This window comes from Lebetimonas sp. JS032, assembly GCF_000523315.1.
Classification (GTDB): domain Bacteria; phylum Campylobacterota; class Campylobacteria; order Campylobacterales; family Nautiliaceae; genus Lebetimonas.
On sequence record NZ_ATHS01000001.1, the window covers coordinates 575160 to 596490 of the forward strand.

At 32.5% G+C, this 21331-nt stretch carries 14 protein-coding genes; 5 read left to right on the forward strand and 9 right to left on the reverse strand.

All coding sequences use genetic code 11. From position 1 onward, the window contains the following. Positions 1 to 46: 46 nt before the first annotated feature. The 5 genes from DZ65_RS10320 to typA all read right to left on the reverse strand — a co-directional run bounded on the left by DZ65_RS10320 (position 47) and on the right by typA (position 9979). Positions 47 to 2008, reverse strand: a complete 1962-nt coding sequence (locus tag DZ65_RS10320; protein ID WP_024787227.1) for an EAL domain-containing protein — start codon at positions 2006 to 2008, stop codon at positions 47 to 49. Positions 2009 to 2066: 58 nt separating this feature from the next. Further along, positions 2067 to 5555, reverse strand: coding sequence for an efflux RND transporter permease subunit (locus DZ65_RS0103205; RefSeq protein ID WP_024791198.1), 3489 nt, complete (start codon positions 5553 to 5555; stop codon positions 2067 to 2069). A gap of 8 nt (positions 5556 to 5563) precedes the next feature. Next, on the reverse strand, positions 5564 to 6604 hold the full coding sequence (locus tag DZ65_RS0103210) for an efflux RND transporter periplasmic adaptor subunit (RefSeq protein WP_024791199.1): 1041 nt from the start codon (positions 6602 to 6604) through the stop codon (positions 5564 to 5566). Positions 6605 to 6659: 55 nt separating this feature from the next. Beyond that, positions 6660 to 8072 carry a TolC family protein gene (locus DZ65_RS0103215; protein ID WP_024791200.1) on the reverse strand — a complete coding sequence of 471 codons (1413 nt, stop codon included), beginning with the start codon at positions 8070 to 8072 and terminating at the stop codon, positions 6660 to 6662. Between the two features lie 101 nt (positions 8073 to 8173). After that, a complete protein-coding gene (gene typA, locus DZ65_RS0103220; protein ID WP_024787230.1) occupies positions 8174 to 9979 on the reverse strand; it encodes a translational GTPase TypA in 1806 nt (601 codons plus the stop codon). A gap of 118 nt (positions 9980 to 10097) precedes the next feature. Between typA and DZ65_RS0103225 the strand changes: the two genes are divergently transcribed. The 5 genes from DZ65_RS0103225 (at position 10098) to DZ65_RS0103245 (ending at position 17459) form a co-directional block, all read left to right on the forward strand. After that, positions 10098 to 10277: a hypothetical protein gene (locus DZ65_RS0103225; RefSeq protein ID WP_024787231.1), complete on the forward strand. Its 180-nt coding sequence runs from the start codon at positions 10098 to 10100 to the stop codon at positions 10275 to 10277. After that, positions 10265 to 10939 carry a flagellar hook capping FlgD N-terminal domain-containing protein gene (locus tag DZ65_RS0103230; RefSeq protein WP_024787232.1) on the forward strand — a complete coding sequence of 225 codons (675 nt, stop codon included), beginning with the start codon at positions 10265 to 10267 and terminating at the stop codon, positions 10937 to 10939. Before DZ65_RS0103225 ends, DZ65_RS0103230 begins: the two co-directional genes overlap by 13 nt. A 76-nt stretch (positions 10940 to 11015) precedes the next feature. After that, the gene (locus DZ65_RS0103235; RefSeq protein ID WP_024787233.1) at positions 11016 to 12929 is read left to right on the forward strand and encodes a flagellar hook-basal body complex protein; all 1914 of its coding nucleotides are present in this window, start codon (positions 11016 to 11018) and stop codon (positions 12927 to 12929) included. A gap of 125 nt (positions 12930 to 13054) precedes the next feature. After that, positions 13055 to 15643, forward strand: a complete 2589-nt coding sequence (locus DZ65_RS11405; RefSeq protein WP_024791201.1) for a flagellar hook-basal body complex protein — start codon at positions 13055 to 13057, stop codon at positions 15641 to 15643. A gap of 37 nt (positions 15644 to 15680) precedes the next feature. Beyond that, positions 15681 to 17459, forward strand: a complete 1779-nt coding sequence (locus tag DZ65_RS0103245) for a 6-hydroxymethylpterin diphosphokinase MptE-like protein (protein ID WP_024790720.1) — start codon at positions 15681 to 15683, stop codon at positions 17457 to 17459. Here the strand turns inward: DZ65_RS0103245 and DZ65_RS09795 are convergent. The 4 genes from DZ65_RS09795 to DZ65_RS0103265 form a co-directional block, all read right to left on the reverse strand. Further along, complete coding sequence (locus DZ65_RS09795; protein WP_035907051.1) at positions 17442 to 19061, reverse strand: helix-hairpin-helix domain-containing protein; 1620 nt, start codon at positions 19059 to 19061, stop codon at positions 17442 to 17444. The genes DZ65_RS0103245 and DZ65_RS09795 overlap by 18 nt on opposite strands. Further along, positions 19051 to 19350 carry a DUF167 domain-containing protein gene (locus DZ65_RS0103255; RefSeq protein WP_024787236.1) on the reverse strand — a complete coding sequence of 100 codons (300 nt, stop codon included), beginning with the start codon at positions 19348 to 19350 and terminating at the stop codon, positions 19051 to 19053. Before DZ65_RS0103255 ends, DZ65_RS09795 begins: the two co-directional genes overlap by 11 nt. A 61-nt stretch (positions 19351 to 19411) precedes the next feature. Continuing rightward, the gene (gene waaA, locus DZ65_RS0103260) at positions 19412 to 20581 is read right to left on the reverse strand and encodes a lipid IV(A) 3-deoxy-D-manno-octulosonic acid transferase (RefSeq protein WP_035907053.1); all 1170 of its coding nucleotides are present in this window, start codon (positions 20579 to 20581) and stop codon (positions 19412 to 19414) included. A 10-nt stretch (positions 20582 to 20591) separates the two neighbouring features. Continuing rightward, complete coding sequence (locus DZ65_RS0103265) at positions 20592 to 21323, reverse strand: zinc ribbon domain-containing protein (protein WP_024787238.1); 732 nt, start codon at positions 21321 to 21323, stop codon at positions 20592 to 20594. Between the last annotated feature and the right edge of the window lie 8 nt (positions 21324 to 21331).

Sequence of the window (21331 nt, forward strand, 5' to 3'; positions counted from 1 at the left end):
TTTTTTTATTTTCAAGTTTTTCTACAAAAACAGCGCCTGAATAAAATTATATCAAAGGTTTAGGAGCGGAAAAATAATACCCCTGGGAATAATCGACACCCAGTTTTTTAATAAATTCAAAAATTTCTCTGTTTTCAACATATTCCGCCACAGTCACCATATTCCCTTTTTTGGCAAATTCCACCATTGTCTGGACTATCATTTGTGATTTCTTATCTTTAAGAATATTTTTTATCAGACTGCCGTCTATTTTCAATCCGTCAATCTGAAATTTAAACAGATAACTGAAATTGGAATATCCGCTTCCAAAATCGTCTATAAAAATTTTAACCCCGTAATTTTTCAGTTTTTGCAAATAACTTAATATATAAGAATCCGATGCAATGTCTTCATTTTCCAGAAGCTCAATCGTTATCCTTTCGGGTTCGGGAAAATTTTTTATCAATTTATATATTTTTTCTTTTATATTATCATCTTCAAAATCCTCCAAAGAGAGATTCAGTGAAACTTCTTCTTTTCTTTCTTTAAATAAATTAAGAGTTTTTTCAAAAACAATCAGTGTTAAATTTTTATAAATATTAACACTTTTCGCCACATCCAAAAATTCCCCCGGTGAATATACTTTTCCGTTTTCATCAATCATTCTTATCAGTGATTCATATTTTACAATTTTTTGTGTCTTATTATCTACTATGGGCTGAAAATAAGGAATTATTCTGTCTTCTCTCATAGCTTTTTCCAAAATATTTAAAGTTTTCTGATTTTTTTCAAAACTCTGGGCCAAATCTTTTATTTCGCAGTAACAGAGACATTTTACTTTTTTTCTTTTTGCATATTCCACTGCAATATCAGCTACAGTAAAAACATCTTTTTCTTTTTTTGAACCGATTCCCGCCCTGAAAAAAAGATTAATTTCGTTTTTATTTACAATATACGGTTTTTCCAACTCTTTAATAATTTTTTTAATATATAAACAGTTTTCAAAACATTCGTATTCATCCAGTAATACGGCAAACTCGTCTATATTTATATGATAAATTTTATTATTAATAAGTTTTTTTAATCTTTTTGCGACTTCCTGAATAATTAAATTGCCCATTTCCTGGGAAAAATAATCGTTTACTTCCCTGAATTTATTAATATTAAGTATAGCCAATGCATTTTTATCTGTTTTTTTCATATCTTCCATTAATTTTATTCTGTTTGGCAAATTGGTAACAGGGCTGAAATAATATCTTTTAATCATTTCGTTTTTATAATATTTAATAGAATTTACGGCTTTATTTATAGATACTTTTAATTTTTGAAATTCAATAAAAGACATTGTGATATTTAATTTTTCATAAATACCTTTTGAAACTTTTTCATCAAAGAATTTCAAAAACAGGGTTATATCCCTTTTTAAATTATTTGTAAATTTATAAAATCCGCACAGCGTGGCAATTAAAGCCAGAAACAGCAAAAAGAAAGAAATTAAAAATGTTAAATTAAATTTCATAAAAGATCTTTTAAAAGGCGCTTTTGCCTCTATATATCCAACAACGTCGCCTTTTTTGAATCCTCTTATTTTATTTGAGCTTTTAATCCCTCCACAGCTGAAAATTTTATGTTTTTCATAACCGTGGCATTTCAGGCATTCATTTTTCATAACAATAGGTTTATAATAAGTAATATAATTTGAATTAATCTTATATATCTCTTTTTTATTTTTAATTTTTTTAAAAAAACCGTTATTTTTTAGCTCAGGATTCTTAAATAAAGAAAACAGTTTAAAATCTATATTTGTATTTTTTTTATATATTTTTATAATGGATGAAAAAGGAGTGTAAGTATCTTTCATTTCCGAATATTTAACACTGAATATGGCTTTGGTGCACAACCTTACTTTGTTTACTTCTTCATATATAAAAAAATTTAATAATATAAAATAGAGTATTACAAGTATCATTGTTGCAGTAAACAAAGAAAGTGCGATAATTTTAAGCATCTTAGATAAAATTGAGCCCATATTCACTCTTTTTTGAAAAATTATATCATAATTTTTCGTTATGTAAAGAAAAAAAGAGTTAAATCTCTTTTAATCCGTATTCTATATGTTTTTCTTTTTTATGTTTTGAAATTAAATATCTCCAGTAAAGAATAGGCACAACAATAACCGAAAGCGCAGTTGAGGCGAAAACACCGAAAATAAGGGCTACGGCAAGACCCTGCCATACCGGATCGAGCACAATGACAAATGAAGCCAAAATAATAGCAAGGGCAGTTAAAACAATAGGTCTGAATCTTGTGGCCGCCGCTTCAATAACGGCCTCGTTTATACTTCTGCCCTGTTTAATTAAATCGTTTGTAAAATCTATAAGTAATAGCGAATTTCTGACAACAATACCGGCCAGTGCGATAAAGCCGATCATACTTGTTGCCGTAAAATATGTTTTTGAATGGAAAAACGCCAGAGTTATCCAGTTCATTATTGCATGTCCCGGAAGTACTCCTATAAATGTAAGAGGCACTGCCGCAAGTACGATTCTTGGGACTCTAAAGTTTTTATAATAAGCAACCATCAAAAGATAAATAAGAATTACCGCAACTCCAAACGCGCTTCCGAGGTCTCTGAACACATCAAATGTAAGCTCCCATTCCCCGCCCCAGATTAAATCATAACTTTTACCTGTTTTTAAATCAGTGGCTTTTAAATTAAGTCTCGGATTACCGTCATAAGTAATTTTATATCCGGGAACACCTTTGTCTTTAAGATTAAAGAAAATATCGAGTAGTGCATAAATACTTCCTCTTTTATCCATTTCGCCGGTAACCATTACCATAGGGCGCAAATCTTTACTCGTAATCATTCCGTCATATTTAACAGGTTCAATTTTTACGACTTCTTTTAAAGGTACCAATCTGTGTGTAGTCATAGACATTAATTTAATTTTATCAAGGCTTTCCAGATTTTTTCTGTATTTTTTCTCAAACCTCACAAAAATACCAACCTGTTCTTTTTCACTTGGAATATGGGCAACACTGATTACAGCTCCCTTTAATCCCATACCGAGTATTTTTGCAATCTGCTCTACACTGATTCCAAAAAGCGCCGCTTTTTGCTTATCAGGAACAATTTTATATTTTACAATCTGTCTGTCTCTCATAATATCAATATCCACAACCCTGTCGGTATGTTTATATAAACTTTCTATATAATTTGCCAATTTCAGTCTGCCCTCTTCATCTCCCCCGAATACCTGCATAAGAAGCGTGGCCATTACAGGAGGTCCAGGAGGTTCCTGAACAAGTTTTATATTTGCATTGTCAAAACCGCACTGGTTCTGAATAACAGGTCTTAATCTGCTCACCATATCGATAGAACTCTCTTTTCTTCCATCTTCTTTAGGAAACAGATTAACCCTTATTTCTCCGTAATTTTCACCCTGTTTCATAGAACTTCCCCTAAGAAGACCGTTAAAATCAACCACTCCGCTGATTCCTATAAACTGTTCAAAATCTTTTATTTCTTTTTGTTTACTTAAAATATTTGCCACACAGTTGCTGACTTTTGTGGTTGTATCAATACTGCTTCCTTTTGGAAGGTCAATTGTGATATTAAACGTATTTTTATTTGCTCCCGGAAGCATTTTAAAAAGAACTATTTTATACACAGGCAAAATAAGTGAACCTGCAAACAGTAATAAAACAACACTAAAAAACACTATCCTTTTAGGGGTTGAATTTAAAAGAGGATTCAATATAGAATGAAAAACCCTGAATGTTTTTGTTTTTCTAATATCAAAAGGCTCGTGTTTTTCCTTATGCTCAGGTAAAAATTTAACAGCAGCCCAGGGGGTAAACATATACGCAATTACAAGCGACGCTATCATAGCAATTGGCACATTAAACGGAATCGGTCCCATATAAGGGCCCATCATTCCTGTAACAAAAAACATAGGCAAAAATGCCAAAATAATGGCAAGTGTAGCCACATTTGTAGGATTACCGATTTCATTTGTGGCATAAACAGCGGCGTAATCTCTCGGCTTATCACCTATTGAAAAATGCCTGTGTATATTTTCTATAACCACTATGGCGCTGTCAACCAAAAGTCCCAAAGCCAGAATAAGGGCAAACAGGGTGATTCTGTTTATACTCTGGCCTGCAAGCATTCCTATAAACAGTGTAATTGATAGAATAAGAGGGACGGTAAACACAACGATTAACGCTTCCCTAAATCCCAATACCAAAATTAATAAAAAGAAAATTACAACAAGGGAAACTATCAAATGGTTAAGCAGTTCGTTAACCGCATGATTTGCCTTATGCCCGTCATTTCTTGTTATATAAACATGGACATCTTTTGGCAGTGTTTTTTGAAGTTCCTTTGCCTTGGCTATTACATCCCTTGCAACAAAAACGGCGTTGGTACCTCTTTTTTTACCAACAAAAACAGTTACCTGGTTCTGTTTTATACCAACTGGAAATTTATTTTCGCTTTTTCCTATAAGGGGATCTTCATAAAAAGACTTTCCGGCTTCATAAAAAGTTTTATGTTTGTGTTGAAAATCAACACCGTCTTTAACTTTTGCAATATCTTTTATATAAATAGGCCTTCCCATATAATCCGCAACAACCAGATTTTTAACATCTTTAACTGAATTGATAAATCCGTCAAATTCCAAAGGAATAGAATATTTTTTATTATCCATTCCGCCTAAAGGATAATCAACATTTGCAGCTTTAAGAGCCATGACAATCTGAGCGAGAGATAAATGATAAGCGGCAAGTTTCTCTGGGTCTATTAAAATATTAAACTGCCTTTTATGTCCCCCTTTTATTCCGATGACACTTACATTTTTCACTTCTGCAAGAGGACTAAGCAATCTTTGGGCGATTCTGTAAAGCTGGGCGTCATTATATTTTTTACTTGAAATGGCCAAAGTTACAATCGGCACTTCGTCAATATCAACAGGTTTAATCAAAGGTGTCCATACGCCTTTTGGAAGTTTATCCATATTTTGCATAACCCTGTCATAGAGCTTGCTTAGACTTCTTACCTTATCCTGTCCTATTTTAAACCTTACAGTCACAATTCCGGCACTGTTCATAGCCATACCGTAAACATGCTTGACGCCTGTCATGGCTTTTAAAATTCTTTCAAGCGGCTCAACTATTACATTTTGAACTTCTTTAGAGCTGGCTCCAGGATAAACCACTATAACATTGGCAGCTGGCACGTCAATTTGTGGATTTTCTTCTCTTGGAGTTAGAAGAATGGCAATCAATCCCATTAAAATAAGAGCTAATGCAATTACAGGGGTTAAAGGGTTTTTTAAAAAAGTTCTGGCAAGTTTTCCCGCTATATTTAGTTTTAATTCTTCTTCGAGATGAGTTAATTCCTCTTCTTTTTGAGAAACTTCTTTTTCTCTTTGAATTACTTTATTTTCAAGAGCTTTTATTTCATTCTCAAGCTTTTGTATTTCACTTATGTCACATGATTGTGACTTTAATTCATTTAATTCTTTTCGTTTTTCTTTTAATTTAGCTTTTATTGCTTTTAATTTTTCCATTCCCGCTCCTATAATTTTTGTCCGTCAATCATATTCGCAGGCGGATAAAGAATTACCTTTTCTCCTGCATTCAATCCTTTGAGCGCAATATAATCCCCTTCTTGGGCAATTTGCTTAACGGCTATAAATTTGGCAATTCCGTCTCTATTGACAAAAACCCCCATAATCCCTTCCCTGCTCGTCAAAGCGGCAAACGGAACAAGAACGGCTTCTTTTTTTCCTAAAATTATCTTCGCTTTTGCATACATTCCTGGAAGCAGTTTATCATCATATTTATTAAATTTGAATTTAACTATATAAGAATGTGTTGCGGGATCGGCACTCGGAATGATATTCTCCACCTTTGCCTTATATTTTTTATTAATGGCCGGAACAAAAATTTCAACTTTCATTCCAAGCTTAAATTTATCAATATCGCCTTCTTTTACAAAACTTTTTGCTTTAAGAGAGCTTAAATCGCTTAAAATTAAAACAGGATATCCAGGAAGCGCCATTTCACCCACATTTTTCATTTTTCTTGTAACCACCGCATTAATAGGGGATTTTACTTTAGCATATTTTATTTGATTTCTTGCCATAACAAGAGCCGCTTTTGCTCTTTTTAACATACCTTTTGCCATATCCACCTGTTTTTTCCTAATATTCATATTTAATGTCATTTTTTCAAAATCTCTTTTGCTTACAGCCCCGGCTTTATATAAATTTTTAAATCTTTCATAATCCCTTTTTGCATCTGCATAAGTCATTTCGGCCATCAGAACACCGCTTTGGGCCTGTAAAAGAGCGCCTCTTGCCTGATTGAGCATTGAATACACATCGGTAGGGTCAACAACAAACAAAAGTTCGCCTTTTTTAACCTTTTCACCTTCTTCCGCTTTTATCTCTTTAATATATCCCATAACTCTCGGGGCCAGCATAACCTGTCTTTTTGCATATATATCTGCAACATAATCTTTTTTTATCTGAATAACACCTTTTTTTACAGTTGCAAATTCATAGGCAAACAAACTCAATGAAAATGCCGAAATTAACGCTATCTTTTTAATCATTTAAACTCCTTTATTTTCCATTTTTCACTACTCACTACTCACCAATCACAACTCACTATTTAACAAAGTCTCCAATGCTTGCTTTAAGTTTAGCCGCCGCAACAGCTTCATCATATTTTGCCTTAATAAGTTCCGCCCTTGCTTTTCTTGCATCCGCCTCTTTCATTAAAAGAATAGTCATATTTATCATTCCCTGTTTATACATATAGGTATATTTTTTTAAAATTTCTTCCGCCAGTTCTTTGTTTGTTAATTTATTTTTTATTATTTTAGTTTTTGTTTTTAAATTCAGATATTTCTGTCTTACATCAAGTGCAATAGCTTTTTTCATATATTGATAATAATAGCCTGTCTGAAGTGCTTCAATTTTACTTTTTTCAATGTCGGCATCTTTGCTTTTATCAAAAATATTATATTTTAAACCTATTGCCGCGAGCCAATAATCTTTATCACTTCTTATATTGGCCACAGTGTTATCATTCCATCCATATTCCAAATGTGCCCCTATCATAGGATAATTTTCAGCAGAATCAAATTTAACCTTTTTTTTCATAGTCTCATAATTTTTTTTCATCCATTTTAAATCGTTCCTGTTTTTTAAAGCCTCTTTAATTAATGTTTTTAAATTACTATCAGGAGAAATAATTACTTCAAAATCACCAACAGACGTAATATCGTAGTCATCGCTTAAAAATCTTAAATAACTCAAAGCCAGGACGTATTTGTTTTTTGCCTCTTGTAAATATGCATCAACCTGGGAATCCCTTTTTTGGGCCTGCAGTAAATCAATATCGGTTGCCATGCCCTCTTTTTTAAATTCTTTAACCATTTTTACAAAAGAGCTTGTTGTTTCTTTTGCCTTATTTAAAGCATTTATAAAATATTTAGCGGCGACAGCCCCGTTATATGCTTTTAATACTTCCAAAGCCAAAAGAGTTTTATCTCTTTGAAATTTATATTTGTTTGCCAATATCTGAAGTTTTGCCATTTCTTTTGCATAAGTTAATTTAAACCCTGTAAAAATCGGAATCTCATAAACAAAATTTGTAGCAAAATTGCTTCTCGGGGCAGGATAATTTAAATCATGCGGTTTAATAGCTAAAATTCCCTGCATTGCGGCCAAATCCTGAGGTGTTAAAGAATTTGAATTCGCCTTCATCAAAGCGCCGCCCAAAGGGGCCAGAAAATCGCTGAAGCCAAAATCGCTGAAAGTGGCTTCCCTGCTGCCTAATTTCATACCGAATACATACATAGCATTATTTGTTCTGCTTATTTGCTCGTTAAAAATAAATTTGCCCCATTCCATTCCTCTGACTTTATCCAAATCGCTTTTGGCTTTGTCAATATTAAGCTTTTTTGCCTTTAGCTCTAAATTATTAGAAAGAGTTTCTTTTAAAACTTCGTTAAATGTCACATTTTTGGCTAAAAGCAGACCTGACAAAGCGGTTAGAATCAAATATTTTTTCATACCGCTCCTTTAAATATTTTTCGAATTGTAACAAAGATTATAAAGATTTTAAGAAGATATAAGAAAAAGTTATAAGAAAAAGGGAGAAAAATTATCTTTTTTTATTTTTTCCTGCTCATTCTTTTTCTCTCGGTAGGATCGAGATATTTTTTCCTTACCCTTATAGATTTAGGGGTAATTTCCACAAGTTCATCATCTTCTATCCATTCAAGGGCTTTTTCAAGGGTAAGCTGAACAGGGGGAACCAGTTTTATCGCTTCATCGCTACCACTGGCACGGACATTGGTTAAATTTTTACCTTTAATAGGATTTACTTCCAAATCGTTACTTCTGCTGTGTTCACCGACTATCATCCCGTTATAAACTTTATCCCCGGGTTTTATAAACATTCTGCCTCTCTCTTGCAAATTGAATATTGCATATCCGACAGCCACACCGTTTTCCATAGAAATCAAAGCTCCGTTTTTTCTTGTATAAGGTTTGGTAGTGGCGGGTCTAAATTCAAGAAACGAGCTGTTAAGCACTCCCTCACCTTTTGTATCGGTCATAAATTCACCTCTATATCCTATAAGTCCGCGTGCCGGCATTTCAAATTCAATTCTTGTACTTCCGTCGCTTAAAGGCATCATATTTTTCATAACGGCGCCTCTGGTTCCAAGTTTTTCTATTACAACTCCGCTGTAAATATCCGGTACATCTACAACAACATATTCATAAGGTTCAAGTTTAACCCCGTTTTCCACTTTAATAATAACCTCAGGACGAGACAGGGAAAATTCAAAATCTTCACGTCTAAGATTTTCAGCAAGAATTGCTATTTGAAGCTCTCCCCTTCCGCTTACTTTAAATTTACCCTCACCCAGTTCTTCTATTTTCATTGCAATATTTGTCTGCATCTCTTTAAACAGTCTGTCCCTAAGCTTTGGAGCTGTTACATTTTTACCCTCAGTCCCCGCAAGAGGTGAATCGTTTACGCTTAAAATAACACTTATGGTAGGTTCTTCTATATGAAGTGCGCCTAAAGCCACAGGATTATTCCTATCGGCTATCGTATCCCCCACATTAAGGGCTTCAAATCCGGCAACAGCCACAATATCCCCCGCTTTCGCCTCGTCAATTTCCATCCTGTCAAGTCCTAAAAATCCCATCAGTTTGGTAACTCTTCCGTTTATTTTTTCACCGTCGGCTTTAACCAGTGTTACTTCTTCACCCTTTTTAACTGTACCGTTAAAAATTCTCGCAATTCCTATTCTTCCCACATAATTATCATAATCAAGAGTAAATACCTGCATTTGCAACGGGGCGCTTTCGTCACCCGCAGGGGCAGGAATATATTTTGTAATTGCCTCAAAAACGGGCGTCATATCATTATTATTATCCTCAAGTTCCCATTTTGCATATCCCTCTTTGGCAGCGGCATAAATTATAGGGAAATCAAGCTGGTCCTCAGTAGCACCCATACTTACAAACAGATCAAACACCTCATCAACAACCCTGTCCGGTTCAGCTGCGGGTTTGTCTATTTTATTTACCACCAAAATAGGTTTAAGCCCCAGTGAGAGCGCTTTTTTTACAACAAATTTAGTCTGGGGCATTACGCCTTCCTGGGCATCTACAAGAAGCAATACACCGTCCACCATTTTCAAAACCCTCTCAACTTCCCCTCCAAAATCACTGTGCCCCGGAGTGTCAATAATATTAATTCTGAATTCATTCCATCTGATAGCCGTATTTTTACTTAAAATTGTAATTCCTCTTTCTTTTTCCAAATCATTACTGTCCATTACCCTCTCACCCAAATCTTTCCTTGCGTCAAGGGTGTGGGACTGTTTGAGTAGTTCATCCACAAGTGTAGTTTTTCCATGGTCAACATGGGCTATAACTGCAATGTTTCTAATATTCTTCATTAATTACCTTTAAAAATTTTTGAAATTATACATCAATTTCACTGTTTTCACAATTTCACCATTTTCGCTAAAAACTGCTTGGAATATTTTTTGCTTGCTAAAAATAAAAAGGTTTTTAATGCCTCATTTGATAGAATTATTAACACATACAGATAATAAAACAAAACCGAAAATCAAGCCCGCACAAAATTTTTTATTGCAGATTCTAAAAGATATGGAGCCCCTACTCACAACTCACTGCCTGATTGGAACAATATTTGCTTTAATATTAAAAAAGGTTAAAAAATGTCATCAGTAGCAAATATAACCAACAATGCAACACAGGCCGGCAATGACAAAGTTTACAATCCAAATTCACAGCTCGATAAAAACGCTTTTATGAAGCTGTTTTTAAAACAGCTTGAAATGCAAGACCCAACAAATCCGATGGATACAAATAAAATGCTTGAACAAACTGCTTATCTTTCAACTATGGAGATGAATGCAAATATGCAAAAAACAATTGATACATTGGCAAAAACGCTAACTTCTACCAATGAACTTTCAACCGTTTCTGCAATAGGGAAAATGGCTGATACTGGAAACAGATATATTAATGTTACAGATAATGATACGAAAAAAGATTTTGAATTATATTTTGGAGATAATATACAAAGTGGAAAAGTTCAAATTAAAGATAAAGCTGGAAATATAGTTAAAGAATTTGATTTAAATCCCCACACAAAAGGAATTTTAAGTTTTGAATGGGATTTAAAAGATAATAACGGAAACAGAGTAAAAAGTGATAGTTATGAAGTAAGCGCAACATATACAGACCCTAATGGAAATAAACATACAACAGCAATTGGTGCGTATCCTATTGAATCAATAAGATTTGAAAACGGAAATGCCTTCGCCAAACTCGGAAACCAATATGTACCGTTTGACAAAATAAAAGAAATTTATCAGTGGCAGGGATAATATTTAAATGTTGAATGTTAAATTATGAATATTGAATATTAGATGTTGAATAATTTTGGTTAATAAAAGGATTAAAATGACAAGGTCATTTTTTAACGGTGTAAGCGGAATGAAAAGTTTTCAAACGGGGATTGATATTTGGGGGAACAACATATCAAATATCAATACCGCGGGATACAAAGAAACAAACCCTGAATTTTCTTCAATTTTTTCACAGACTCTGAAAAATTCACCGATATTTTCGGATGTTGGACTTGGAAGCAGACTCGATGCCAATGCCATTAATTTATCGCAAGGAAGTTTTATCGACTCAGACAATCCTTTCGATATTGCTCTTGGTGGTAAAGGCTGGATTGGGGTTAAAAACGGGGACAATATTTACTATACACGAAACGGAAGCTTTAAAAGAGACAAAGAGGGTTATTTGGTTGATAACAACGGGAATTATCTATTAGTTGCCAACGCAAATAATATAAAAAACAATAACGGAAGCTATGAAATAAACCAAAACATTCCGACAGATAATTTAATAAATAATCCTCTCTCCCCCATTTCACTGCCAAATTCAATGATTTTACCCGCAATTGCCACAAGCAAAGTGAATCTTTTTACCAATTTGAATGATGCCGACCAGATAAACTCAACCGCTCCGGCGACACTTAATAATGATTTCAGTGCATTATACTCAAATGACGGAAAAGATTTAAAAATAAGAGACGGTGATTCATTCGTTTTCGGTTTCGGAAATCCGGCAACATATTCCAATAATTTAATTTCAAGTGAAATATGCATAACAGACGATATAAAAGACGGAAAAGATTTGGTTTATGATTTTAGTATTAATGATAAACAGATAAATCTGAGTGTGCCTGATGGAAGTACAAAAAGCGAAATTCAAAATGCCCTTGTCAATAAATTAACACAAAATGGAATAGATGCGACAATATCAGACAACGGAATAGTGATTTCTGACCCAACAAAAATAATTTTACACTCAAATAATGACAATTTACCAAATATTGCAGCTGAAAAATTAATTTATAAATCAACCCCCGCCAAAGAAAATGAATTTGACACTGTGCAAAATTTAATCGATAAATTCCAGTCCCTGGCAAATAATATCAATCCGGATATCTCGGTTTCTCTTGACGATAAAGGAAGAATTGTTACAACAAATCCTACCGCTAAAACTATTAATTCATATCTTCTCAAAACAGAAAATTCCAATGACTTGTTTATTAACAATCTCGGAAGAATTGGAAATGAAATTTATCCCCAGACAAGTGCAAAAAGCAATGCTTTTAAAGTAAACAAACATGATTTTGGAGGGAATATTTATGACGCAAACGGTAACAAAAATATAATTTCTTTTTCTTTTACAAAACAGAAAATTTTAAATAATCAGATTCAATGGAACGGAGTAATTACAATAAAAGATGCAAACGGAAACATTATAAACACTTCAAATCAGATTTTCACGTTTGACGAAAACGGAAAATTACTATCCCCTAAAACAGTGACACTTAATTCACCTCAAAATATAAATATAAATTTTGATTTAACGTCATACGCCAAAACAGATTCCAATACAAGTTATTCTTTTTCCCAAAATGGACTTGAAAAAGGTTACCTTCAAGGATATGATATTAATGACGACGGAGTTATTTTTGCAAATTTTTCAAATTCCAAAAGTGTGGGGCTCGGACAGATTCCGATTTTCCATTTTCAAAACCCTCAGGGACTTGAAAGTATCGGGGGCAATCTTTTTAGAAAGACAAATAATTCAAATAAAGCATTTTTATATGAAAGCAATGGAGAATACATTCCTTATGCAAAAGTAATTTCTCATAAACTTGAAGCTTCAAATGTAAATTTTGCCAAAGCGATGACAGAGCTTATAATAAACCAAAAAGCATTCTCAGCGGCGGCAAAAACTGTAACAACCAGCGATGAAATGATTCAAAAAGCAATTAATTTAAAAAAAGGATAATATAGTAGTGAATAGTGAGTGGTGAGTGGTGAGCTTGCCCGGCCGCTTTTCAAGCGGCGGGGTGAGTAATTGAAAAAGGAACGGTTTTTGCTTGATAAAAAAAACTTTATTTAAAGGAATGAATCATGATGAGAAGTCTTTGGAGCGGGGTTAGCGGCCTAAACGCTCATCAGGTTGCAATGGATGTGGAAGCCAACAACATTGCAAATGTAAATACTGTGGGATTTAAATACTCTAGAACCAATTTTCAAAATCTTTTAAGCCAAACAGTAAAAAGCGCTACAGCACCACAGGGAAAACTCGGTGGAAAAAATTCACTTCAGATAGGCCTTGGAACAAGTGTCAGCGCAGTTGAAACATTGTTTAAACAAGGAAGTATTCAAAATACCGATAAAAATACAGATATGGCAATTAACGGAGACGGTTTTTTTGTTGTGAGTGGAGACGGAGGAAAAACATATAAATATACAAGAGCCGGAGATTTTACATTTGATGCAAACGGTAATTTTGTTGACCCAAACGGAATGATAGTACAAGGATGGCTTGCAGACCCGGACACACATACAATAGATACCGCAAAAGGGGTTCAGCCGATATCTATTCCACCAGGTCTTACCACACCGGCAAACGCTACAAGTAAAATTCAAATAAAAGCAAATCTAAACAGTGGGGTTCATATTAAAGAAATGAGCGGAACAAGACCTACTGTTGATCAGACTGCAGATATTAGCGGATTATATAATGCAAATGGTGAAAAATTATCTTTAACCCCTGATAAAGACACTTTGACTTTGGCAATAGAAGACGCAAATGGAAATATAAACAATTATACATTTACTTACGGAAAAAGCACATCAAATACAGACAGAAAATTTACCACCATAAAAGATTTATTAGACGAAATCAATGAAATAATAAAAGATCCGACCGGTACAAAACCATCATCAGAATACAAAGTTTATTTAAACGGAAACGGACAAATTGTGGATCCAGAAAACAAAATAAAAACAGAAACCACACTTTCATCTACCAATACGGAATTAGAAAATATTTTCAAAGGTTTAAACGGACCCTCAACCACTACAGAGCCTATGAAATCCTTAAAAAACAGTTTTATCGGTGCCGACGATGTAGGCGAGCTTTTTAATGCAAGCGGTGATGCGTTTAATATAGAAGAAGGACAGGGAATTAAAGTTAATATAAACGGACTTGGGGAAACAAGAAATTTCATATATTCAAAAACACCTATAAATGAAACCGAAGGCTGCGGAAGTGCAAGCGGGTCTTATCAGCCAAAGGAAAATACCGTTTCTGATTCGAATGAAGGGCTTCACTGGTTATATAATTCCACAACAAAAGATGATAATAACCGTGCATTTATGAATGTCAATCAAAAAATATCATTTCAAATTGATAAAAACGCAGACGGAACAATAGATGACACCTTAACATATGTTTATGGAAAAGATTTCCAGACATTCAGTGATTTATGCTGCCTTTTGAATTCAGATTTTACAAGCAATAATATAAATGACAATGTAAGTTTTGAAAACGGTAAAATGAAAGAAACCCAGGATATTATTAAAAATGTACAATTAAAAGATTCCAATGGAACAATCAACGATTCAAATTCAAACACCCCTCTTGGGAAATTGTCTCAAATTTTCAAATCTTTGGGCAGCGGCACATCAACAGATACATTTTATAAAAATGACACATATTATTTTCACGATATTCAGGATTTGGCATATGTATGGCAATTGGCGATAGATGACAGCGGAGATACTTCAAATTCAACATCCGGAAACAGCGGTATTGTTTCAATAGATGAAAACGGAAAATTAAATATAAAAAACACCTCAGCAAATTCATTTAATATAAATTTATCTGGTTATCCGGATGATAAAAAAGACAATGATTTATTTACGGAAGCTTTTTCACCGATAAACGGAAGTTTGGCAGCAGGAGGATCAACCTTTTCACAGGCTATTAATGCCGCAACTCACACAACAAGCATTGATGTGTTTGATTCGCTTGGCAGCAAGCACACTTTAACACTTCATTTCAGAAAAGCACATACATCTGAAAATCCGAACGATCCGACAGTTTGGAAATGGTATGCCGATGTCCCGGCACCTTCGTCTCTTGATCAGCCGGCAAACGGATATGTAAAATTCAATCCTGACGGAAGTATAAATTCCTATAATCCTCCTAGTTTAATATTTAATCCTAACAATGGAGCCAATTCAGGACAGGCCATACAGCTTGATTTAGGAAACATTGGCAAATTTGACGGAATCACATCTTTTGAAGCACCTAGTTCCACTAGCGGACAGACTCAAAACGGTTATCCGGGAGGAGATTTGCAAAGTTTGGTAGTTGATCAGACAGGAACGGTAATAGGGGTATTCACCAACGGCAGAAGTTATTCCCTTGCTCAGGTTGCATTAGCAAAATTTGTTAATAATGAAGGCTTAATGAGTGAGGGCGGAACTCTGTTCAGCTCTTCGCCAAATTCAGGTGAACCGATAGTAGGGACTGCCGGAACGGGGGGAAGAGGGACAATTCAACCAAGCAGCCTTGAAATGAGCAATGTTGACTTAAGCAGAAGTTTAACTCAGTTAATTGTAATTCAAAGAGGTTTCCAGGCAAATTCAAAAACTATTACAACAAGTGATGAGATGTTAAATACGCTTTTACAGCTTAAAAGATAGTATAATTCGCTAAAACTTCTGTTTTAGCGGAGAAATTATGAATCTTTTTCAAAAAAATATAAAGTTTTTTTATCAAAATATTCCTTCGTTTTATAAATTAATAACTTCAATAAAAACAAGAAGATACCAGCTTGTAAACAATAATATACTTGATACACAAACAAATACTTATCTTTATCCGAATTCTATTGATGAAGATTCAATCATATTTTCATATAATCCTGTACAAAATTCTTTATGGGAAAAAAATTTTTTTTATATTAATCCAGAAAAATTAGATGAAAAAGAATTTTATTTAACAGGCAAAATAGTAAATTCTTTAACTGACAAAGCTAAAAATTTAAATTATACCGATGGATTTTATTTTGAAAATAATTTTTTACCTGCAACTGTTATTTTAGGATTATTATCAGGCAAACATATAGAAATATTAGCACAAAAATATAATTTTCAGTCTCTTTTTATATATGAACCGGAACCGGAATTTTTTGCAATAAGTCTGTATTTTATAGATTATGAAAAACTTTATAAAAAATTAAGGGGAAAACTGTTTGTTTTCATAAAAAACAAAATTAATTATTTTGCAATTGAAAAATTTTATTTTGAAAGAATCATAACTTCAAATTTTGCCAGATTCACCCTCACCACCTATGAAAACAAATTTATAATAGATGCCAAAAATAAATTTAATAAAATTTCCGTTTTAAAAAACAGAGGATGGGGAACTTTCGAAGATGAAATAAAAGGAATAAAAAATCATTTGCAAAATATTGGGAGATATCCTCTGTTAAATAAATCAAAAAAATTAAATATTCCTGTTTGTATAGCAGCCAATGGAAAAAGTTTGGAAAAAAATATTGAATTTATTAAAAAAAACAAAGATTCCATGATAATAATTTCAGTAGGAACTGCGCTTAAACCTTTAATAAAAGCAGGACTGCAAAGTGATTTTCATATAGAACAGGAAAGAATAGATACATTAATTGAAGCTTTAAAAGATATATTACCAAATTACAGGGGTTATTTCTTAGGAGCAAGTGTTGTAAATCAAAAAATTTTCCAAATGGCAAAAAAACCTTTAATGTATATCAGGGAAGCTTTTACACAGGAAAACAATTATTTTACTTTAAAATATTCCTCCCCAATAGTCGGAAACACAGGTATGGCATTTGCAAGTGAATTTAGTAATGAAATATATCTATGCGGAATGGATTTAGGTTTCAGACTGGGGGAGAGAAAACATTCATATGGAAGTTTTTATGACAATAAAGAAGACACAGAACAAAAAGGGATTAAAGTAAAAGGAAATTTAAGTGATGATATATATAGCGATTCATTGTTTTTAAGCAGCAAAAGCAATATAGAAAAATTAATAAAAGAAAAACAGACAAATGTTTATAATTTAAGTGACGGCGCTTATATTGAGGGTTCAGTTCCAATAAAAGACAAAAAATTACCCCTTATTGATAAAGAAAAATATATACGAGAAATAATAAACTGTTTTAATAAAACTGATTATAAAGATGAAAAACCGGATATTAAAAATCTGCTTTTGGCAATAAGCAAAGCTATGGATATAAAAATTGATTCAAAAGAAAAGCTTACATCGCTTATTGAAGGGCTTGAAGATTTGATTAAAACATATGAGCAAATCGACAAATCAGGGTTTTTGCTTCTTAGAGGCTCTTTATTCCATATTTTAAATAATTTATATATCCTCTCGTATAAAATAGATTTTAAAAATTATAATAAACTCACAAAAATAATAAAAAAAGAAATTTTTAAATTTAATGAAATTTTAAATAAAATTTTTTAACGTATTAATTAAATCTTTCTTTTCAGCCCAGCCTCTTCTTGACTGATTCAATCCGTATTTCATATTATAAAGCTCTTTTTTATTTGTAGCATAAGAATTAATGCACATTCTTACACCCGTTTCTTTTGCAAGTTTTATTTTAGAATCATCCAAATCAAGCCTGTCTCTTCTTGCGTCAATTTCGAATATTTTATTTTTTTCTTTAGCTGCTTTTAATATTTGCTCAAACTCAATATCGATTCCGTCAAATTCCTGAATTTTTCTGCAAATTGGATGTGATAAAATATCAATATGATTTAAAGCGTTGATTATTCTTTTTGTCTGGGTAGGTTTATCTAAATTAAAATTATCCTCCACACTTCCGTAAACTATATCAAAATCTTTAATTTTATCTTTTAAATAATTTAATTCACCGTTTTTATCTATTTTGCATTCAATAGCACTGTAAATTTTCAGTTTTGATTTTAATTTTTTTATTTTTTCCAAATCTTCAATATTTTTTGTACAAATTCCCAAAAATTCATAACCTTTTTTTTCAGCCTCATCGATAATTTCTTTAATGTTTTTATTAAAATAAACTTTTAAATCGCCTTTTATATCATCCTCCCTCACAAGTTTTGGTAAATTATTATTTTTAGCAGCTTCAATTTCCCCCCTGTTTTCTCTGAGTTCAGGTTCTATATATCTCAGCCCCATTGTTTCATACACTTCTTCTTCGCTTTTTCCGGCAATTCTTTTTGTACCTTTGTATATTCCGTATTCATTTACTTTTAGCCCCATATCTATTGCCATTTTTCTTATTGCTATATTGTGGGCTTTGCTTCCTGTAAAATAATGAAGAGCACTTCCGTAACTCTCTTTTGTAACCGCCCTGAGGTCAATCTGAAGAGAATTGTCCAAAAAAACCGTACTTCTTGTTAAACCTTTTGAATATACTTCTTTTACCCTTTTATATTTTGTAAAATATTCACTTACCTTCATATAATCATCCGCAATAACCAAAATATCCAAATCTCCGACTGTTTCTTTTCTCCTTCTGTAACTTCCGGCAATATCTACAATTTCAACACCTGGGAAATCAAGTAAATATTTTCTGATTTCTTCTGCCACTTCTTCAACATCGGCCCATAAAAATCTGATACCGGCTTTTTTAAGCTGCTTAACGCCTTTTAATATTTTTTCAATCAGTTTAGGGCCAAATCCGGGAAGTTTATCAAGCTCACCGTTTTGGGCATATTTTCTAAGTTCTTCAAGACTTGTAATATGAAAAGCGTCATAAATTTCTTTTATTCTTTTTGGACCGAGGCCTTCAATGCTAAGCATATCGATAAGTCCCAGAGGAATCTGTTTTTTAAGCTCTTCCAGTTTGGAAAATTTTCCTGTAATTACTATTTCTTTTATATATTCGCTCAAATCATGCCCTATTCCAGGCAATTTTGTTAAATCAAACTCCTCTTTTACTAGCTTTTCAAAATCTTTACTCGTTCCTTCAACAAGCCTTGCGGCATTCCTGTATGCTCTTACTTTAAACGGATTTTCCCCTTTTATATCAAGCAAATCCGCTGTAAGAGAAAGTATCTTGGCAATTTCACTATTGCTCATTGTATTCCTTTAAAAATTCTTTTATTTTAACATTTAGCGGCAATATAATTTGCTTCCTTTTACTTGTTTCTCCTTTTATTATTATATCGCTTTTGGGAATCTTAAATGTTTTGGATAAAAATTTAACCAATTCTTTATTTGCCGCACCCTCTACAGCAGGAGCTTTTATGTTTATTTTTAAACTGTCGTCCCCATAAAGACCTGCTATTTTATTTTTTGAAGAATTTGGCTGCGCTTTTACATAAATTATAACCTTATCATCTTTTATTTCATAAAAATTTTTTTCCATCTTTGTCCTTTATTTTATCTTTTTCTGCTCACAACTCACAAATCACTATTCACTAAATAAATTATCCATTTTCAATTATATTAATAATTTCTTCTAAATTTAGAATATTTTTTATTTTAGTAATCTTTGCCGCTTTAATTTTTTCTTTAATTTCATCAATTTCACAAATTTCAATATTTTCAACTTCGTTATATAACGCTGTTTGGTTAAAATAATATTTACCGCTGATTATGGGTTTGTTAAAATAAGCAGCCTCAACCGGATTATGCCCTCCAACATTATCAACAAAACTCCCCCCTAAAATTACAATATCGGCAACTTGATATAAATTAATCAACTCTCCCATCTTATCAATTAATACTAAATCTTCATCTATATTAATTTTCCATTTTCCATTTTCCATTTTCCATTTTCCATTATTAAACTTTTCACTTATTTTTTCCACTTTCCCATACTTTTTCATAATATTATATACTTCGTCAAATCTTTCCGGATGTCTTGGTACCACAGCAACCTGAAATTTATTTAAATCAAGCTTTGGCAAAATCAGCTCTTCTTCATTTTTATGTGTTGAAGCCAAAATTAGTAAAGGCTTTTTTTTAATAAACTCGGTTGTGATTTTTGGATTAAAATATGTCTTTATATTTCCTGTAACTTTTATATTTTTTGCCCCTAAATTCAAAAGCCTTTTTTTATCCTCCGCGCTTTGTGCCAAAACAATATCAATATTTTCAAAAATTTTTTTATAAAACCATTTAAATTTAAGATACTTGGGATAACTTTTTTCACTGATTCTGGCATTTAGTAAAACCGTCTTATTACATCTTCTTTTTGCAAGATAAAAAAACATATACCATAATTCGGCTTCCATTACCACTAAAGTTTTACAAGGTTTTAGCCAAAAAGGTAAAAAAATCTCAAACGGCAAAAATCTGAGATGAACATTTTTATATCTTTTTGCTTCGGCATAACCCGTGTTGGTTATTACACTTAAATTAACTTCGTCAAACTGCTCAATAAGCGGTTTTAATGCTTTTGTTTCACCAAGGGAACATGCATGGAAATAATGTAGTTTTTTTGTAAAAGGCGAGTTGTTTATCAGAAAAAATCTGGAGGGGATAGATTTTTTGTATTTTTTTTTAAAGCTGAGATAAATTAAAAAAGGAATTGAAATTAAATATAAAATAAAAAGAAAAAAAAGATAAAAAAAATTAAATATTACATTTTTCACTACTCATAACTCACTGCTCACTTTTTTCACTATCTTCGCTTTCTTCAACAAACAACACTCTTCCGCAATGAGGACAAGTTACTATTTCTTCACCTTTAATCACTTCTGTATAAACTTTATCGCTGATTTTCATATTACAACCGCTGCATGCCTGTTTTCTGACAGGAGTTACAGCCGTTATACCCGCCCATCTCTTAATTTTTTCATAAAATCTGAAAATTTGAGGATTCATTTCATTTATAAGTTTTTCTTTTTTCTTATAAATCGCTTCTTTTTGTTTTTTAACTGTTTCCAGTTTTTTTTCAACATCAACACTCAAAACAGTGATTTCAGAATCTATTTTTTCAATCTCTTTTTTTATGTTTTCTTTTTCTTCATTTTTAAGTTCAAGCTGTTTTTCAAATTTTGCAATTTCTTCGTTTGCCGCTTCAATTTGTTCACGCGCCAGTTCCTCTTCTATTTGAAGCGCTTTAAATTCTTTTTCTGTTTTTGCTTTACTCTGTTTTTCTTCTATAGAAATAAGTTTATCTTTAAGTTCTTTTATTGATAATTCGTTTTTACTTTTTTTTAGTTTAATATTTCTAATCTCTTCTTCAAGTTTTTCAAGTCTCTCTTCAAGAGCTTTTTTCTGGTTTTCAAGTTTGGTTACAGGAGCTTTAATATTAATCTCAACAGGTTCGAGTTCTTTTAATTTCCTTTCATATCCGTTGAGTTCTATTAACTCTTTTAAAAATTTATTCATTGCTGACC

Bases quoted from the DNA above. Each gene is read 5' to 3' on its own strand.
- DZ65_RS0103245 (WP_024790720.1), top strand. From the start codon at position 15,681: ATGAATCTTTTTCAAAAAAATATAAAGTTTTTTTATCAAAATATTCCT.
- DZ65_RS0103205 (WP_024791198.1), bottom strand. From the start codon at position 5,555: ATGGAAAAATTAAAAGCAATAAAAGCTAAATTAAAAGAAAAACGAAAA.
- DZ65_RS0103235 (WP_024787233.1), top strand. From the start codon at position 11,016: ATGACAAGGTCATTTTTTAACGGTGTAAGCGGAATGAAAAGTTTTCAA.
- DZ65_RS0103265 (WP_024787238.1), bottom strand. From the start codon at position 21,323: ATGAATAAATTTTTAAAAGAGTTAATAGAACTCAACGGATATGAAAGG.
- DZ65_RS0103225 (WP_024787231.1), top strand. From the start codon at position 10,098: ATGCCTCATTTGATAGAATTATTAACACATACAGATAATAAAACAAAA.
- typA (WP_024787230.1), bottom strand. From the start codon at position 9,979: ATGAAGAATATTAGAAACATTGCAGTTATAGCCCATGTTGACCATGGA.
- DZ65_RS10320 (WP_024787227.1), bottom strand. From the start codon at position 2,008: ATGGGCTCAATTTTATCTAAGATGCTTAAAATTATCGCACTTTCTTTG.
- DZ65_RS11405 (WP_024791201.1), top strand. From the start codon at position 13,055: ATGATGAGAAGTCTTTGGAGCGGGGTTAGCGGCCTAAACGCTCATCAG.
- DZ65_RS09795 (WP_035907051.1), bottom strand. From the start codon at position 19,061: ATGAGCAATAGTGAAATTGCCAAGATACTTTCTCTTACAGCGGATTTG.
- DZ65_RS0103215 (WP_024791200.1), bottom strand. From the start codon at position 8,072: ATGAAAAAATATTTGATTCTAACCGCTTTGTCAGGTCTGCTTTTAGCC.
- DZ65_RS0103255 (WP_024787236.1), bottom strand. From the start codon at position 19,350: ATGGAAAAAAATTTTTATGAAATAAAAGATGATAAGGTTATAATTTAT.
- DZ65_RS0103210 (WP_024791199.1), bottom strand. From the start codon at position 6,604: ATGATTAAAAAGATAGCGTTAATTTCGGCATTTTCATTGAGTTTGTTT.
- DZ65_RS0103230 (WP_024787232.1), top strand. From the start codon at position 10,265: ATGTCATCAGTAGCAAATATAACCAACAATGCAACACAGGCCGGCAAT.